Source organism: Pontibacter indicus (genome assembly GCF_900156345.1).
In the GTDB taxonomy this organism is placed as follows: domain Bacteria; phylum Bacteroidota; class Bacteroidia; order Cytophagales; family Hymenobacteraceae; genus Pontibacter; species Pontibacter indicus.
Genome location: NZ_FTPP01000001.1, coordinates 134437 through 149789, shown reverse-complemented (window position 1 = coordinate 149789; position 15353 = coordinate 134437). Strand labels below are relative to the sequence as shown.

23 protein-coding genes are annotated in these 15353 nt (G+C 51.8%); 22 read left to right on the top strand and 1 reads right to left on the bottom strand.

Annotated features, from left to right (window positions below):
• Positions 1-49 precede the first annotated feature (49 nt).
• The 13 genes from B0B12_RS00680 (at position 50) to B0B12_RS00620 (ending at position 8103) form a co-directional block, all read left to right on the top strand.
• Entirely contained in the window at positions 50-673 is a 624-nt protein-coding gene (locus tag B0B12_RS00680; protein ID WP_076665598.1) for a hypothetical protein, read from the top strand.
• Positions 674-680: 7 nt separating this feature from the next.
• Positions 681-989, top strand: coding sequence for a winged helix-turn-helix domain-containing protein (locus B0B12_RS00675; RefSeq protein ID WP_076665597.1), 309 nt, complete (start codon positions 681-683; stop codon positions 987-989).
• An 85-nt stretch (positions 990-1074) separates the two neighbouring features.
• Entirely contained in the window at positions 1075-1413 is a 339-nt protein-coding gene (locus B0B12_RS00670) for a potassium transporter KefB (RefSeq protein ID WP_076665596.1), read from the top strand.
• 56 nt (positions 1414-1469) lie between these two features.
• Positions 1470-2711, top strand: coding sequence for a DUF4153 domain-containing protein (locus B0B12_RS00665; RefSeq protein WP_076665595.1), 1242 nt, complete (start codon positions 1470-1472; stop codon positions 2709-2711).
• Positions 2712-2739: 28 nt separating this feature from the next.
• Complete coding sequence (locus B0B12_RS00660) at positions 2740-3027, top strand: hypothetical protein (RefSeq protein WP_076665594.1); 288 nt, start codon at positions 2740-2742, stop codon at positions 3025-3027.
• Positions 3028-3072: 45 nt separating this feature from the next.
• Entirely contained in the window at positions 3073-3363 is a 291-nt protein-coding gene (locus B0B12_RS00655) for a hypothetical protein (RefSeq protein WP_076665593.1), read from the top strand.
• 11 nt (positions 3364-3374) lie between these two features.
• On the top strand, positions 3375-3653 hold the full coding sequence (locus B0B12_RS00650; RefSeq protein ID WP_076667543.1) for a hypothetical protein: 279 nt from the start codon (positions 3375-3377) through the stop codon (positions 3651-3653).
• Between the two features lie 140 nt (positions 3654-3793).
• Entirely contained in the window at positions 3794-4807 is a 1014-nt protein-coding gene (locus B0B12_RS00645; RefSeq protein WP_076665592.1) for an NAD(P)/FAD-dependent oxidoreductase, read from the top strand.
• Complete coding sequence (locus tag B0B12_RS00640) at positions 4807-5130, top strand: 2Fe-2S iron-sulfur cluster-binding protein (protein ID WP_083704031.1); 324 nt, start codon at positions 4807-4809, stop codon at positions 5128-5130. Before B0B12_RS00645 ends, B0B12_RS00640 begins: the two co-directional genes overlap by 1 nt.
• Positions 5131-5459: 329 nt before the next feature.
• Positions 5460-6407: a cation diffusion facilitator family transporter gene (locus tag B0B12_RS00635; protein WP_076665591.1), complete on the top strand. Its 948-nt coding sequence runs from the start codon at positions 5460-5462 to the stop codon at positions 6405-6407.
• A gap of 9 nt (positions 6408-6416) precedes the next feature.
• Positions 6417-6836 carry a Fur family transcriptional regulator gene (locus tag B0B12_RS00630; RefSeq protein WP_076665590.1) on the top strand — a complete coding sequence of 140 codons (420 nt, stop codon included), beginning with the start codon at positions 6417-6419 and terminating at the stop codon, positions 6834-6836.
• A 36-nt stretch (positions 6837-6872) separates the two neighbouring features.
• A complete protein-coding gene (locus tag B0B12_RS00625; protein ID WP_076665589.1) occupies positions 6873-7439 on the top strand; it encodes a DMP19 family protein in 567 nt (188 codons plus the stop codon).
• A 37-nt stretch (positions 7440-7476) separates the two neighbouring features.
• A complete protein-coding gene (locus B0B12_RS00620; RefSeq protein WP_076665588.1) occupies positions 7477-8103 on the top strand; it encodes a class I SAM-dependent methyltransferase in 627 nt (208 codons plus the stop codon).
• A gap of 63 nt (positions 8104-8166) precedes the next feature.
• On the opposite strand, the gene B0B12_RS00615 is transcribed toward B0B12_RS00620, so the two are convergent.
• Positions 8167-9000, bottom strand: coding sequence for a helix-turn-helix domain-containing protein (locus tag B0B12_RS00615; RefSeq protein ID WP_076665587.1), 834 nt, complete (start codon positions 8998-9000; stop codon positions 8167-8169).
• A gap of 235 nt (positions 9001-9235) precedes the next feature.
• Between B0B12_RS00615 and B0B12_RS00610 the strand changes: the two genes are divergently transcribed.
• The 9 genes from B0B12_RS00610 to B0B12_RS00575 all read left to right on the top strand — a co-directional run bounded on the left by B0B12_RS00610 (position 9236) and on the right by B0B12_RS00575 (position 15341).
• Positions 9236-10795 carry an aldehyde dehydrogenase family protein gene (locus B0B12_RS00610; protein ID WP_170871793.1) on the top strand — a complete coding sequence of 520 codons (1560 nt, stop codon included), beginning with the start codon at positions 9236-9238 and terminating at the stop codon, positions 10793-10795.
• A 70-nt stretch (positions 10796-10865) separates the two neighbouring features.
• Positions 10866-11075, top strand: coding sequence for a DUF779 domain-containing protein (locus B0B12_RS20645; protein WP_280173740.1), 210 nt, complete (start codon positions 10866-10868; stop codon positions 11073-11075).
• Between the two features lie 16 nt (positions 11076-11091).
• Positions 11092-11205: a hypothetical protein gene (locus B0B12_RS20640; protein ID WP_280173739.1), complete on the top strand. Its 114-nt coding sequence runs from the start codon at positions 11092-11094 to the stop codon at positions 11203-11205.
• A gap of 358 nt (positions 11206-11563) precedes the next feature.
• Positions 11564-12454 carry a DMT family transporter gene (locus B0B12_RS00600; RefSeq protein ID WP_076665586.1) on the top strand — a complete coding sequence of 297 codons (891 nt, stop codon included), beginning with the start codon at positions 11564-11566 and terminating at the stop codon, positions 12452-12454.
• 58 nt (positions 12455-12512) lie between these two features.
• A complete protein-coding gene (locus B0B12_RS19910) occupies positions 12513-12992 on the top strand; it encodes an META domain-containing protein (protein WP_212564593.1) in 480 nt (159 codons plus the stop codon).
• A 74-nt stretch (positions 12993-13066) separates the two neighbouring features.
• Positions 13067-13486 (top strand): hypothetical protein, encoded by a 420-nt coding sequence (locus B0B12_RS00590; protein ID WP_076665585.1) that lies wholly within the window; start codon positions 13067-13069, stop codon positions 13484-13486.
• Positions 13487-13553: 67 nt separating this feature from the next.
• On the top strand, positions 13554-14354 hold the full coding sequence (locus B0B12_RS00585) for a HipA family kinase (protein WP_076665584.1): 801 nt from the start codon (positions 13554-13556) through the stop codon (positions 14352-14354).
• Positions 14332-14715, top strand: a complete 384-nt coding sequence (locus tag B0B12_RS00580; protein WP_076665583.1) for a DUF3037 domain-containing protein — start codon at positions 14332-14334, stop codon at positions 14713-14715. Before B0B12_RS00585 ends, B0B12_RS00580 begins: the two co-directional genes overlap by 23 nt.
• Before the next feature lie 65 nt (positions 14716-14780).
• Entirely contained in the window at positions 14781-15341 is a 561-nt protein-coding gene (locus B0B12_RS00575) for a tetratricopeptide repeat protein (RefSeq protein ID WP_076665582.1), read from the top strand.
• Positions 15342-15353 lie beyond the last annotated feature (12 nt).

Sequence of the window (15353 nt, the reverse complement as noted above, 5' to 3'; positions counted from 1 at the left end):
TTGACTTTACGTAAACCCGTATTAACTTTGAAACTCAAAGTACTTTACCATGAACCAGCAGCAAGACCAGTTAGAAGCCCTGCACGAGATCCGTAACATCATGGATCGCTCTTCCCGCTTTATTTCCCTGAGCGGCTTGTCCGGCGTGTTTGCAGGCTTGTCGGCACTGGTGGGTGCAGCGGTAGTGAAATGGTATTTCAGTCAGCAGAACATCAATTACTATAGCGATCAGGCTCGTAACTTTAGCCAGGAAGATGTCCTTTTTTTGCTGGCCGTGGCGCTTGGGGTGTTGGTGCTGGCCTTTGGCACGGCTGCTTACTTTACGGCGCGCAATGCCCGCAAAAAGAACCAGCGCACCTGGGACAACCAGTCGAAGCGATTGCTGGCGAACCTGGCCATACCTTTGGCGACGGGCGGTGTGTTTTGTGCTATCCTGCTCTACCACGGCATTCTATACCTGGTGGCGCCTGCCATGCTGGTTTTTTATGGCCTGGCCTTGCTCAACGGCAGCAAGTATACCCTGGGCGATATTCGCTACCTGGGCATCATCGAGATCGTGATCGGGCTGGTGGCCTGCGTGTTTGTGGGTTATGGCCTGATGCTGTGGACCCTGGGGTTTGGGGTGCTGCATATTGTGTATGGCGCGCTGGTGTACTTTAAATACGAACGCTAGCAAACCGGTGAAAGAGTATCTTGAAAATATAAACAAAGCCTTCGAGAGCAAGGCGCGGCTGGGCATTATGTCGGTGCTGCTGGTGGACGACCGGGTGGACTTTAACACGCTGAAGGAAACCCTGCAACTGACGGATGGCAACCTGGCCAGTCACCTGCGGGCGCTGGAAGAGGCCAAATACCTGCAGGTGGAGAAACAGTTTGTCGGGCGCAAACCCAACACCACCTACCAGGCAACAGAGGCTGGGCGCGAAGCTTTCAAAAGCCACCTGGATGCCCTGGAACAGCTGATTTTAAACAACAGACAGAGCGACTGATATTTTTTTTATTTCTATACTTTGAACTTCAAAGTACTTTATTCAAAAACAAAAAAATAGGTATACACTACAAAGCAAGATTAACATGGTACAGCAAAACGACTTTCAAAAACAAAACGTGCTAACTGCCGCGGCAGGCCGTCGCACACTCACAGGCGCTGCCTTCGCACTGGCCCTCATGGCCCTCTTTCTGGCTGGGGTACAAAATCCTGATCCGGCCTGGGGCAAGTTCTGGATGATCAGGCCACTGCTTGTCGTGACCATGGCCGGTGCGCTGGGTGGCTTCATCAACTACATGCTGCTTCACTATCACCGCAGACTCGGCATACACAAGGGCATCGCAGTGGTACTTAGTGCGCTGATCTACGTGGTAGGGCTTTGGCTGGGTTCTGTACTGGGTTTGGTCGGTACGCTGTGGGATTAGTCTGGTACGATGGACTTGCAACAATGATCTTTAAATAAATGAAAAGGCATAGCCCCATGAAAGAGCAGATACTAGCGCAACTGGACAACCCCGGGCAGTTGGAGAAACTGTACCGGTCCGACAAGGCCAGCTTTAAACAGGCCTTCGGCAGCCTATACCCGCAGCTGAGCGGCAAGCCTTTGGCTTCGTTCTGGCAAGCAAGACTCCACTACGAAACAGAAGAGGTTTTCTGGCGCTTCAACCGGGAGTTTCTGTTTGTGATCATCACTGCGCTGGTGGCAGGCATACTGGTGAAGCTGCCGGCCATTTTCCCGATCAGCGAGGAGTTTTACTACCCGCGCAACATCAGTTTTTTTGTGCTCCTGCCCCTGATGGCCTACTTCGCCTGGCGAAACAAGCTGCCGGCAAACCGGGTCGCATTCATCGGCGCCGCCACGGCCGTTTGTGCGCTATACATCAACCTGCTGCCCGGTAACCAAAGCGATACCCTGGTGCTGGCCTGCATCCATTTGCCTTTGCTGCTCTGGGTGCTGCTCGGGGTGTCCTACTCCGGCAACGACCTGCACCTATCACAAAAGCGACTCAGCTTCCTGCGCTTCAACGGCGACCTGGCCGTGATGTCGGCGATGCTGGTGATAGCGGGCGGCATCATGACAGGTATAACGATCGGCCTGTTTGCACTGATCGGGCTTCGGATAGAGGAGTTTTACTTTGAGTACATCGTCGCCTTCGGTCTGCCGGCTGTGCCCATCGTGGCCGCCTACCTCACGCAAAACAACCCGCAGTTGGTGGATAAAGTATCGCCCATTATTGCCCGCATCTTCAGTCCGTTGGTGCTCGTCATGCTGGTGATCTACCTCGGGGCTATCGTTTACTCGGGCAAAGACCCCTATAACGACCGCGAGTTCCTGCTGCTCTTCAACGTGCTCCTGATCGGGGTGATGGCGCTGATCTTTTTCTCGGTGGCGGAGAGCTCCGGCAAGTCAGGTGAGCGCTCAGCGGTATGGGTGTTGCTCATGCTTTCGCTGGTGACGGTAATCGTGAACGGCATTGCGCTGTCGGCCATTTCGTTCCGGATTTCGGAATGGGGTATTACGCCAAACCGGGTGGCGGTGATGGGCGGCAACGTGCTGATCCTGGTGCACCTGCTCATCGTGTCGGTCATGTTGTGGAAGGCAGCTACCCGTAAGGCCGCCATCACCGAAGTCGGGCGCGCGATTGTGCTCTACATTCCGGTGTACTTCGCCTGGACCATCGTAGTCGTGTTTCTCTTTCCCCTGCTCTTTGGCTTTAAATAATCGCTTTAACTACATCAAAATACGCGGCATGGAAAAATCATTGCAAATCGGAAATGTAGTCAGTTGGCTGGCGGGTTGTCTCTTCCTGGCGATCGGATTTATCAATACCTTTTGGGGAAACGACGGCGGCTACGGCCTACTGGTGATCATACTGGCGCATGTGTACTTCCCTCCTATGGCGGCTGTTTTGCGGGAGACAACAGGCTACACGATTCCACTGCCTGTCCGGATCGTATTAGCGCTCTTCATTCTCTGGTCAGCAGTTGGTGTGGCCGAACTAGATGACAAGATCGAGCTGATGCTGCTGGATATTTAACCTTTGAATTCTTTTAAAATCAATTCATTATAAACAAAAACAGATATGGTAACGCAAAACAAAAGACTTATCGGCATTGTGCTCACAGTGGCTTTCCTGCTGCTTATTCCGCTTATCGCCATGCAATTCACCAGCAAAGTAGACTGGGGACTGTTTGATTTCGTGATCATGGGCATTCTGCTGCTCTCAACGGGGCTCGCGGCAGAGTTCGTGATCCGGAAAGTGAAGAACACCGAGTCGCGGCTCGTTGTCATCGGCCTCATTCTGCTGGTCTTCTTCCTGATCTGGGCAGAGTTGGCAGTAGGTATATTCGGAACCCCATTTGCAGGCAGTTGAGCAGCAACACTATGAAAGCTTATACCTTAACCTATCCCCTACTCGGCTGGTTTTTTGGCCTGGTAGTGGCAGCCGTGGGCGTCCTGAACCTGGTGTTGGTGCACCCTGTGCCAGGTATAGCCTACCTGTTGCTCTCGCTCGTCTACCTCCCGCCGGCCAACGCCTACCTGAAACGGCATCTGAACTTCTCTATACCTGTGGTGGTTAAAATCATACTGGCCATCGTGTTGTTTATGTTCACGCTCGGCGTGAGCGACCTGGGCGATATGCTGGACAAAGTGCTTATTTAATCTCATCCGGCACGACAGAAACGGGGCGGTTTACGGCAAAAGCTGTGAACCGCCCCGTTTTATAACAGAAATTGCTATGGAAGCTTAACACATGGCCGTATCTTTACGGGAGAAAATTGATCGATCAAAAGCAATTTTAAATGGACAGAATAACAACCGATATATGCATTGTGGGCGCAGGACCTGTGGGACTGTTCGCAGTGTTTGAGGCAGGTTTGCTGAAAATGCGCTGCCACGTAGTAGATGCCCTGCCGGTGGTGGGTGGCCAGCTGGCCGAGATCTACCCTAAAAAACCAATCTACGATATACCTGGCTTCCCATCGATTCTGGCTGGTGAGCTGGTTGATAACCTGATGAAGCAGATCGAGCCTTTCCACCCAACCTTTACCCTGGGTGAGCGTGTGGAAGAACTCGACAAGCAAGAAGACGGCTCGTTCATTGTACGTACCTCCGAGGGCACCGAGATTGCCTGTAAAGTAGTGGCCATTGCGGGTGGACTGGGTTCATTTGAGCCACGCAAGCCGGCCATCGAAAGCCTCGAAAACTTTGAAGGCAAAGGCGTGACCTACATGGTGCGCGACCCGGAGCTGTTCCGCAGCAAGAAAGTGGTATTGGCTGGCGGTGGCGACTCTGCCCTGGACTGGGCCATTTACCTGGCCGGTGTGGCCGAAGAACTCACGCTCGTACACCGCGGTTCTACCTTCCGCGGAGCGCCTGAGTCGGCGGAGAAAGTGCTGACCATGGCCGAGGAAGGCCAAATCAAACTGCTGCTGAAGTCGAACGTGACCGATGTACAGGGCAATGGAAAGATTGACTCCGTAACGGTGCTCATCGACAATAAGGATGAGTACAAGATCGAGACCGATTACTTCATCCCATTGTTCGGACTGGTGCCAAAGCTGGGTCCGCTGGAGAACTGGGGACTGGAGCTGGAGAAGGGCGCCATTGTGGTGAACACTTTCGACTACTCCACCAACATACCGGGCGTATACGCCATTGGTGATATCAACACCTATCCGGGCAAGCTCAAGCTGATTCTGTGCGGCTTCCACGAGTCGGCTTTGATGGCTCAGAGCGCCTACAACATCATTTACCCGGACAAGAAGTTTGTGTTGAAGTACACCACCGTAAACGGCATACAGGAGCTGAGCTAATGGAGGACTTGATTAACATACACGTAGAGTTGCCCGACGGTAGCCGTGTGACGCTGGAGGCACCTACCGACATGGGCCTTTCGGTGATGGAAGTGATGAAGGCGAACGAACTGGACGTGCCTGCGATCTGTGGCGGTATGGCCATCTGCGCCACCTGCCACGTGGAGGTGCTCGAAAGCGGCGAACTGCCTGAGCCTGGCGACGACGAAGCCTACATGCTGGAGACACTGCCACACGCTACGGCCACCAGCCGTCTATCGTGCCAGTTGCGCGTCAACCCAGACCTCAACGGACTGGTGGTGCGCCTGATGCCGGAAGCTTAATCAGCTATACCTGATACCTGAAAGACCGGAAAGCCATACCTGCATAAGGTATGGCTTTTTGCTGGGCTATACCTTGACCCGCAAAACGGAAGCAACACGGTTATTCCGCGTAATGGTTAATAACCAAATCCGTGCAGGTATAACATTGACAACAACTGACAGGAGTACGGGACGATGCTCTGACGATGCTTTGCTTTACCCGATTATTCTTGTAAATTAAATAATGCGGCCACTGGTACCTTCGGGAATCGTTTGTTACGGAAAAGTTTGCAATAGAATTGCACGCGCCTCCCGGGTAAATTTGTGACATCAACTGATAATGAAACAACATGGGACACGACCACGGACATAGCCACTCGCATACTGCCAATAAAAAGACCTTAACCATCAGCCTGGTCATCATTACGGCCTATATGGTGATCGAAGTCATCGGCGGATTGCTGACAAACAGCCTGGCCCTACTGGCGGATGCGGGGCACATGCTGAGTGATGCCATCTCGCTGTTTATTGCCCTGATGGCTTTTAAATTCAGCAGCAAAGTAGCCGATTATAGCAAAACCTATGGCTATAAGCGATTCGAAATCCTGGCTGCCGTTATCAACGGAGCGACACTGATCCTGATTTCAGGGTACATCATTTACGAAGCCATTGAAAGGTTTCAGCACCCTGCGGAGATTGCATCAAGTGGCATGCTCCTGATTGCCTTTATTGGTCTGCTGGTGAATGCACTGGTGGCCTGGATTATGATGCGGGGCAGCGATGTGAAAGATAACCTGAACATGCGGGGTGCCTACCTGCACGTCATCAGCGATATGCTCGGGTCAGTTGGCGCCATCCTGGCGGCTTTACTCATCATGTTTTTCGGTTGGGTTTGGGCAGACCCTTTGGCCAGTGTCATCGTTTCCTTACTGGTATTGCGGAGTGGATTTCTCGTTACCAAATCCTCTGTGCACGTGCTGATGGAGGGCACGCCGGAGAATGTGGAGATCGAAAAGGTAAAGGCAAAAATCCTGAATACAGCAGGTGTCAAGGGTATCCACGACCTGCACATCTGGACGATTACGAGCGGCCTGAACGCACTCACCTGCCACGCCATTGTAGATGAAAAAATGACGATTGGAGAAAGTGAGGTGATGCTTCGGAAAATAGAGCACGAACTGGAGCATTTTAACATCCAGCACGTGACGATTCAGTTGGAGACAGCTGCCCATCTGCACGATAATTCTGTCCTATGCGTGGCAACGGCAGAGCCAACCGCACACCACCATCATCATTAACAACCAGGGATGCGAAAGGATACCGAAGTAAAACTGACCGAGAAAAACACCAGGCCAACCAGTATGCGGATTCTGGTCTATGATTTTATGGCTGCCCAGAAAGCGGCCCTGTCCTTATCGGAAATCGAAGAACGGCTTTTTCCTGCAGACCGTATTACGATCTACAGGACCTTAAAAACCTTTGAGGAAAAGGGCATCATCCACAGCATTCAGGAAAACACCACCACGAAGTATAAACTATGCAGCGATGCCTGCGATGAGCACACCCACAGAGACTGGCATCTGCACTTCTACTGCAAAATATGCCGCCAGACCACCTGTAAGGAAAATATCGTAGTGCAGGAGAACATCAAGGCAGATTTCAGAATCGACGAAGTCCGGCTGTTTGCAAAAGGCATCTGTGAAAATTGTCTGGAGGAAGCGCTGTAAAAGAGTTGCTTTTCGATAGATGGATAAATTTACTCTATGAGATTCAAAGCCTATACACTCACGTTTGTAACAATACTTTCAATAGCCTCTACTTCTTGTGGTCAGGAACTAAAAGCTATAAAAAACCAACAGCAGCACCAGATGACAATTGATCAAATCCTGAAAATGGATAACGCTCAGTTAGCCGTAATTGAGCTTGACACACGTGTAAACGAGCTGTCAGAATACGGTGAAGACTTAAGCAAATTAACAGAGCCTCAGAAAGTATTGCTATTTGTAGCAAACGTCGAAAAGGAAGTCAACAATGGCGGCTTCAATCAATTCTTCTGGAACTCAAGCGGTGATTATGCTCACGAGTCGTTAGCTGCGCTAGAAGTGATAGGTGCGAAAAAGACAGCTGTTATAGTCAGAAGGGCTATTGCTCAGTGGCCCCAACAGACTGTACCTAAAAATAAGATAGAAAGAGAAGAGCTGTTGGAACAAATACAAGGGGAAGCTGAAGCTGTTTGGGGAAAATGTGAAGAAGAGTTTTTCGCTTACGAAGAAGATATTTCTCAATTATTGATTGAATATGTAAAAAAGCACAAGCAAGAGTTCAATTAAAATAACGACACCATGTTTCAATTTTAAAAATCAACCTATGACAGAATTTTGGGAGTCAAGTTTTCAGGACAAAAACGCGATGTGGGGCTTTGAGCCGACAGATGCGGCGCTTGCCACCCTGAAATTATTTCAGGAGCACCAGCTTGAAAAAATTCTGATTCCTGGGTTTGGCTATGGCAGAAATGCAAAGCCCTTCGCCGATGCCGGCTTCCAGGTAACGGGTGTAGAGATCTCAGAAACCGCCATCCGCCTGGCCCGCCAACACTATGGGAATAGTATAACCATACATCACGGACCTGTCAGCGCGATGCCGTTCGACGATGAAACCTACGATGGAGTTTTCTGCTACGCGCTCATCTACCTGCTAGACGAAGAAGAGCGGGCCAAACTGATTGACGACTGCTACAGACAACTAAGGCCGGGCGGCTACATGGTTTTTGTGGCCGTTTCTAAAAATGACGCGATGTATGGGAGTGGCAGAGAAGTAAGCAAGGACCGATTTGAAACCAGGCACGGCGTTCAGCTATTCTTCTATGATGCAGCTGCTGTTGAAACGGAATTCGGCAGGTATGGACTAATCGAGTACAAAGAGATCGATGAACCGGTCATGCAAACAGGTAACAAACCCTCCCTGAAATTCTGGTATATAACCTGCCGAAAGTAAAACTGCCAGGGACTGACGAGGTATAGAACTCCTGATTCTTTCTGCACTCCTCACCTATATACCTCACACCGGAAAAATCCTTTCCTTAGCCTGTTGCTGGAATTGCTCCGGCGTCAGTCCGGTCATCTTTTTGAAGAACCTGCTGAAATACGACCTGTCTTCAAACCCGAGGCTATACCCGACCTCCTGTATCGTCTTCGCGCTGGCGACCAGCTGCTGCTTGGCCGCCACCACAATGCGCTCCTGCAAGAGCTGCGTAATCGTTCTTCCGGTCTTCTCTTTCAGGATTTGGTTCAGGCGCTTCGGCGTGATGTTCAATTTATCGGCGTAAAATGTCACTGATTTTTCTTCCTGAAAGTGGTGTTCCAACAGAAGCAGGAAATGGTACACTCGCTTCTCGTTCAGCCCCTGGCGTGTTAAAGTCAGTGTTTTGTACTGCATCAGTTTCAGCAGAAAAGCTTTTAGCAGCGCTTTGAGCACCAATAGATTCTTCTGCTGCTCCTCATACTCATCCTTCATAATCCGGAAGAGGCTTTCCAGCGTCACGACCATATCTTCATCCAGCAGAATGGTGGAGAAACTGCCAGCGCCTTTGCCGAGAAAAAGTCTGATCACATCCAGCGTAAATTCCTTGACTTCATAGTCCAGCACCGATTTATGAAAGGCGATAAGTGTCCCTTTCTTGCCTGATTTTCTGGGGCGGGGAGAACGATTGGCCGGGATCAGGTATAGCCAGTCCCCTTTGACACGGAGGTTTTCCTCTTTCACAAAATGAAGCGGCTCCTCATCCTTCAGCCAGGCAATTTCAAAGTAGTCTTCGCGGGCGGGGCTATCGAAGTATACCTGCAGCGGGGCATCGAGCGGGCTTATAAAGAACAGGTCATTCTCCGGATTCATCCACTATCACTTGTTAAGTTAAATCTTATTAGCAGCGCTTCATTCGGTTGCTCCTTCTATCACATCAATACCCAGGCTATACCTTGCTCAACTTGCATAATTTCCTTTTTGTCCTACCTAATGGATGTTCTGTACTATCCCTCGCGCCTGGTATTGTGGTAAATTTGTAACAGTTGCAATGAACAGTAGCATGCTGCTTCCAAATACATTCAAAGACATTTAAAGATATAAAATTATGAGCACAACCGTATTAGACCCCGTGATAAGCAACGGGAAAGCTGAAAAGAAATTATATAAGTTCCCACAACTGAAAGGCAAAGAGTTGGCACGCGACAACTTCATCGGTGGCCGATTTGTACCACCTGTAAAGGGAGAATATTTTGACAATCTTTCACCGATCAACGGAAAAGTTTTTGCACAGGCGGCCCGTTCCACCAAAGAGGACGTGGAGCTCGCGTTAGACGCAGCACACGAGGCCTTCAAGACTTGGAGCAAGACCTCTGCCAAAGAGCGCAGTAACACCTTGCTTCGCGTAGCGCAAACTATAGAAGACAACCTGGAGTACCTGGCTACAGTCGATACCATCGACAATGGTAAGCCGATCCGGGAGACGCGCGCAGCGGACCTGCCGCTCGTGATCGACCACTTCCGCTATTTTGCCGGCGTGATCAGGGCCGAGGAAGGTGGTGTTTCGGAGCACGACGAAAATACAGTCAGCATTGTGTTGCATGAGCCGATCGGTGTGGTAGGACAGATTATTCCCTGGAACTTCCCGCTGCTGATGGCCGCCTGGAAAATTGCCCCGGCCCTGGCCGCTGGTAACACGATTGTGTTGAAACCAGCTGAGCAAACCCCAACAAGTATTCTGGCCCTGATGGAGCTGATTGCTGACATCTTACCAGCAGGCGTACTGAACGTGGTGAACGGCTTCGGAGCCGAGGTAGGAAAAGCGCTCGGTACTTCCCCAAGAATCAGCAAGCTTGCCTTTACCGGATCCACGGCGACAGGTAAACTGATCATGCAGTACGCCTCCGAAAACATTATTCCCTCTACCATGGAACTGGGCGGTAAATCACCGAACATCTTCTTCCCTTCGGTGATGGATGCCGACGACGAGTTCTTCGACAAAGCGCTGGAAGGAGCTGCATTCTTTGCCCTGAACCAGGGAGAGATCTGTTCCGCTCCAACCCGACTGCTGGTGCACGAAAGTATAGCCGACGCCTTTACGAAGCGTGTGATCGATCGTGTGAAGGCCATTAAAGCCGGTAACCCGCTGGATGGCGAGACGATGATCGGGGCCCAGGTATCGAAGCCGCAGTACGAGAAGATCCTCAACTACATCAAAATTGGTAAGGAAGAAGGAGCCGAGGTACTGGTAGGTGGTGAACCGCAGAAACTCGAAGGTGACCTGGCCGATGGCTACTACATCCAGCCGACCATCCTGAAGGGGCACAACAAGATGCGTGTGTTCCAGGAAGAGATCTTTGGTCCGGTGCTGGCACTGACCACCTTTAAAACAACCGAAGAAGCCATCGAAATAGCCAACGACTCAATCTACGGACTGGGAGCTGGTGTCTGGACCCGTGACGCACACGAAATGTACCAGGTGCCGAGGGCTATACAGGCCGGCCGCGTGTGGGTGAACCAGTACCATACCTACCCGGCGCACGCTCCGTTTGGCGGCTACAAGCAGTCGGGCTACGGGCGGGAGAACCACAAGATGATGCTGGATCATTATCGCCAGACCAAGAACATGCTGATATCCTACGACAAGAAGAAGCAGGGTTTCTTTTAAGAGCTAAAATTTGTCATTAACCTGAAAACACCTGGGGCCTCTCCAGGTGTTTTTTTTAACTGATAGAAATATGGAAAAGATAATAGTAACCGAAAAAGCAAAAGAAGTGATCAGTCAGTTGAAGGAGCGCTACGGAGAGCTGATGTTTTACTTAAGTGGCGGCTGCTGCGAAGGCTCGCAGCCCATGTGCTACGAGAAAGGTGAGTACAAACCGGGCTCCCGCGATGTGCTGATCGGCGAGGTGGAGGGCTGTGATCGAAGAGCAGCACCAATACTATGAGCACTCCCAGCTACTCTTGGATGCATCACCCGGTATGGGCGGCGGCTTCTCGCTGGAAACAGTGCTGGGTATGGCGTTCAGCGTCACAACCAATGCGCTGATCCCGAAGGAAGCTATCGAAGTGGTATAGCCTAGTGCTATGCAATAAGCTTTCTGGAAAGATTTAAGGTATAGGAACTCAACGCTAAAATACCTGAGTAGAGCCCGTAGGCGATAAGCTTATGGGCTCTTTTGTCTACGTTCATCAAGCCAATGGCAGCTTATGCGACAAACAGCCGCTGGAGAATTGACTACCTTCTATGAAACGGTGAAAGATGAATGGAAATATGCCCTTTCTGATTGAGCTCGGGGGCTGCTAAAACAGTAACTGTTAAGTCTAACCTTTATACTTGCCATGGAAACATTGTGACCTTAGCAAGAATTAGGTATAGACTAGCTGAGGCAAGGCGTAATTGTATACTTTTGCACGAAGTATCACGCTTGTATACATGAATAAACCGCGCTTTGCCCTGCTCATCGGCATTATCTGCATCTCCATCTTCCCGGTGTTGGTAAAGCTAAACCTGACGCCGGGCCTGATATCGGCGTTCTACCGAATGGCCATTGCGGCTGCGCTGCTTCTGCCCTTTGTGCTATTGACCAGGCGCCTCCAGATTCCGCCTACCCCGGTCCTGTTGCTGGCCATGCTGTCGGGTATCTTTTTCGCATCGGATGTGGCCGTTTGGAACATCGCCATTCAAAAGTCAACCGCGACGCAGGCCTCGCTGCTCACCAACCTGGCCCCGGTCTGGGTGGGTGTGGGCTCATACCTGTTTCTGGAAAACAAGCCGTCGCGCAACTTCTGGATTGGGACGGTGATTGCCCTGATCGGCATGGTGGTGCTGGTGGGGCATGAGTTCTTCCTGGAACTGCGCTTCGACCTGGCCTTTATGCTTGGGGTGCTGTCAGGTATTTTCTACGCCGTGTACATCCTGCTGAGCAAACATGTGCTGGAGCGCATGTCGGTTCTTTCGTTTATGACGATCAACCTGCTCTCCTCCTCTGTTTTTCTGGCTGTGGTCTCCTACCTACTAAACGAGCCGTTCAGCGGATTTTCGGAAATGGGCTGGCTGGTGCTGTTTGTGCAGGGAATATTGTGCCAACTGGTGGCCTGGCTCCTCCTGAGCTATGCCACACAGCACATGCGTGCCACCCGCGTCTCCCTGAGTCTACTCAGTCAGGCACTGCTGGCCTCGTTTCTGGCCTGGCTGTTCCTGGACGAGCAAATTACGCTGCGGATGATTGCCGGTGGCCTGATCCTTCTGTTCGGCATCGGCATAACGTTTTATGCCCATGACATCTCGCTGCGTAAAATCCTGGGCCGAACCAGGCAGGTATAGCCCGTCGTTTCTGCAGGTATGCGCCTCATCAAAAAAATACGTTACAACAATTTACACTATGAAGAAATACCTTATCATCGCCTCTGTTTTCGCCCTGACCCTGAGCGGATGCAGCACAACTAAAAATGCGGACCAGGCTACCAACAGCAACTCAGCTCCTACCACAAGTGTGGAACAACAGGCGCCTACCGTTACCGAAAAACGCTGGAAACTGGTCGTGCTGGAAGGCCAACCTGTTACCATGTCCGAAGACCAACAAACCGAGGCACATTTTGTGCTCCAAACCGAGGGCAACAAGGTAAGAGGCAACGGAGGATGCAATGCCTTTAACGGTACATACACTCTCTCAGAAGGCAACCGGATCCGCTTTTCGGGGATGGCCATGACCAGGATGTACTGCGCAGGTGTGGAAAAGGAAAATGAGTTCATGAAGGTATTTGAGTTGGCCGACAATTATACCTTGAACGGTGACACGCTGATGCTGAACGTGGGCCGTCGGGCGCCACTGGCTGTGTTCCATGCCGTATACCTGCGTTAAGGCGTCAGTTGTTTGATTATCCATAGAATGTACTAACTTGGTACCTTCTCTATACCTCAAATAATCAAACTTCTATGCACCCCATCCTTCGCAATATCCTGGCCGTCGTGGCAGGCATCGTAGTCGGCAGCATCGTCAACATGGCCATGATCTCGGTCAGCGGCACCATTATACCGCCGCCGAACGGGGCCGACGTGACCACCACCGAAGGGCTGCAGGCGACCATGCATTTGTTCGAGCCGAAGCACTTTCTGTTTCCTTTTCTGGCCCACGCGCTGGGGACTTTCGCAGGTGCTTTTCTGGCCGCTACCATCGCGGCTTCGCACAAGTTTAAGTTTGCCATGACCATCGGGGTCTTTTTCCTGGCCGGAGGTATAGCAAGTGTGTTCATGCTCCCCTCCCCTGTCTGGTTCACGGTGCTGGACCTGGCGGTGGCCTACATGCCCATGGCATTTGCGGGGTATGTGCTCTCACGGCGTATGGTTGTTGCCTAACAAAACACAACCGCCTGAATTGGCGCTATACCTGGCCGGGACTTTAGAAATTTCGTAAGTTGCAGCTATGAATTACAGATCACCTGAGATCCGGACCGTCAACGTTGTCCGTTACGTTACCCCTTTGCGCGAGGGTGGGTCCTTGCCTGCCATCGTGGAGGCCGACGACGAGTTTCTGTACGTCCTCAAATTCAGGGGTGCGGGCCAAGGCATCAAAGTGCTGATTGCCGAGCTGATCGTGGGGGAAATTGCCCGGGCATTGGGCTTTCAGATTCCCGAGATCGTGTTCATGCACCTCGACGAAGCCTTTGGCCGCACCGAGCCCGACGAAGAGATACAGGACCTGCTGCGCGCCAGCGAGGGCCTCAACCTGGGCTCACACTACCTGCAGGGCGCCATCACCTTCGACCCGGTGGTAACGACCATCGACGCCGATCTCGCTTCGCGCATTGTGTGGCTCGATGCCCTGGTGACCAACGTAGACCGCACCGCCCGCAACACCAATATGCTCATGTGGAAGAAAGAACTCTGGCTCATAGACCACGGTGCCTCGCTGTTTTTCCATCACTCCTGGGACAACTGGGAAGAGCAGGCCAACCGTCCCTTTGCCATGATCAAAGACCACGTGCTGTTGCCGCAGGCCAGCGAACTGGAGAAAGCCAACCAAGCGGGCCTGGATACGCTTACACCTGCCCGCATACAAGAGATCCTGGACCTTATTCCGGATGAGTGGCTGACGGGTGTGGAATCGCCGTTTGAGACAGCCGAGGAGCACCGCCAGGCCTATTCCCGCTTCTTCGAGATCAGATTAGCCCAATCAGACATATTTGTGAAAGCCGCCCAAGATGCAAGAAAGACACTTATTTGAGTACGCCGTGATTCGGGTGGTGCCGCGGGTGGAGCGGGAAGAGTTTCTGAATGTGGGCGTCATTCTGCTTTGCAGTTCCCGTGGCTTTTTGCAGATCCGCTATACCTTGAACGAGGCACGCCTGCGGGCTGCGTTCGGCGAGCTGGACATGGAAGAGCTGCAATCACGCCTGCAGGCTTTTGAGAAGGTATGCTCCGGCCGGCGCGAAGGCGGACCAATCGGTCAGCTGGGCACGGCCTCCCGTTTCCGCTGGCTCACGGCCAACCGCAGTACCATTGTGCAAACCTCGGCCGTGCACCCCGGCCTCTGCCTCGACCCGACCGAAACCTTGGAAAAACTGTACCGCGACCTGGTGCTATAGCCAGTGTTGTTGCAACCCAACCTATCAAGGTTTTTGTTATATTCGCATACAACAGCCTCCACCCTATGAACGTCTCCCGCATCATCACCATCGTCCTGACCATCGGTGCAATCGTCTTTCTAGTCCTGATGCTCTCCGACCCTTACTTTTTCGCGAGCACCAAAAAAATGCGAAAGAACGCGGAATCGAAGCTGGAGGAAGGCATCATGGGCAACCCCAACGCGTTCAAGGAGGCCAGCTATTTCTTCAATGCACTGATCGAGCAGGGCCACGGCGACCGCCAAACCCATGACCTCCTGTATTGGAGCTATCGCTACGACAAGAACTTCGCCCAGGCCGAGGAAGCCCTGAACGACGCGCTGGATGTTTACCCCAATGATCTAGGCTTTCTGTACCACCGCGCTGAAATGCGACTGGAGTTAGGAAAATACGAAGCGGCCCTCGAAGATTACAATGCGGTTATACCTGCTGCCAGTGGCGAGAGCTACTTCTACGACGCGCTTTACGGCCGAGGTGCTGCCCGGTATAAGTTGGGTCAGGAGCAGGAAGCGGAAGCCGACCGGGTAAAAGCGCAGGCGCTGACGCAGGATACGCTGCAGGCGTATACGGTGTATTTTAACCAATAGGATTCCTCTTAC